The 1,227-nt window shown below is 31.9% G+C and carries 2 protein-coding genes; both read right to left on the bottom strand.

The window, feature by feature from the left end; translation table 11 throughout:
- Positions 1-22 precede the first annotated feature (22 nt).
- On the bottom strand, positions 23-208 hold the full coding sequence (locus AMN78_RS01525) for a hypothetical protein (RefSeq protein ID WP_075533849.1): 186 nt from the start codon (positions 206-208) through the stop codon (positions 23-25).
- The coding region (locus tag AMN78_RS01520) for a bifunctional 2-methylcitrate synthase/citrate synthase (RefSeq protein ID WP_075533848.1) at positions 209-1,227 on the bottom strand (1,019 nt) is incomplete at its 5' end.

The following is a 1,227-nucleotide window of genomic DNA, read 5'->3' as shown; positions in this document are numbered from 1 at the left end:
TCTTGTTTGTTGAAAAAAGTTATTATCCAGAGACTTCAATTCCAAAAAAAGTAGATATTAAAACAATTATTGCAAAAATAGCAAACCACATAAACCACTGAGACGCTACTTTTGCAAAAGAACCTTTATCGATACCCTTCCAAGGCATAAAAGTGTATGTTGCTAATGTAACTAAGATCAAAAATAAAAGTATATTAGTTAAAGTCATTTATCTTTGATTCAACAACATGACTTCTCTCACTTCAGCACCCCTGTATTTAGACAAAGGTCTTATAAGTTTGTTTGAAGCATGTTGTTCCATAATGTGAGCTGACCAACCAGTAATACGAGACATTACAAATATTGGTGTGTAGAAATCTATATCGATTCCCATCATGTAATAAGTTGGACCACATGGAAAATCTACATTTGGATGGATATTTTTTCTTTGCAACATTACTTTTTCTAAAATTTCATACATTCTCGTATATTTTTCTTTTTTCAAAAGCTTAGCTACTTTAAACATATAGTGTTTCATTGTTGGTACTCTTGAGTCTCCCGTACGGTAAACTCTGTGCCCAAATCCCATTACCACCTTTTTTTTATTTAATGCATTTTCAATCCAAGCTTTTGCTTTTTCAGGTTTTCCAATCTCTTTCATCATATGCATTACTGCTTCATTAGCTCCACCATGTAATGGACCTTTTAAAGAGGCTATAGCTCCAGTTATTGCACCATGTAAATCAGATAAGCTAGATGTAATTGTTCTAGCTGTGAATGTCGAAACATTGAAACTGTGTTCAGCGTATAATATCAACGAAATATCAAATGCTCTTACAATTTCTTTATCTGGAACTTTATTAAACATCATTTTAAAGAAATTTTCTGAAAAAGATAATTTTTTACTTGGAGCTATAATTGATTTACCTTTTCGTGTTCTGAAATAAGCAGCGACAGCTGTCGGTGTTTTAGCAAATATTCTCATTGCCTTTCTCATGTTTGCTTTAGGAGAATTATCTTTAGTATCTTTATCTTCTAAGGCCATTAAACTTACACAAGTTCTAATTACATCCATAGGATGGGCGTTTCGAGGCATTTTTTTAATATCATTTAATATTTGCTTAGAAAGTTTTCTTTCCGATCTTTCTTGTTTGATAAATTTTTTTAGCTGACTTTTGTTAGGAAGCTCACCGTTCAATACTAAATATGCTACTTCTTCGAAATCACATTTATCGCAAAGCTCTTGTA

This window comes from Candidatus Pelagibacter communis, from assembly GCF_001179945.1.
Taxonomy (GTDB): Bacteria; Pseudomonadota; Alphaproteobacteria; order Pelagibacterales; family Pelagibacteraceae; genus Pelagilacustribacter; species Pelagilacustribacter ubique_A.
Note: the sequence above shows the minus strand (reverse complement) of the source record. Positions and strands in the feature narration are given on the sequence as shown.

Bases quoted from the DNA above. Each gene is read 5' to 3' on its own strand.
- AMN78_RS01525 (WP_075533849.1), bottom strand. From the start codon at position 208: ATGACTTTAACTAATATACTTTTATTTTTGATCTTAGTTACATTAGCA.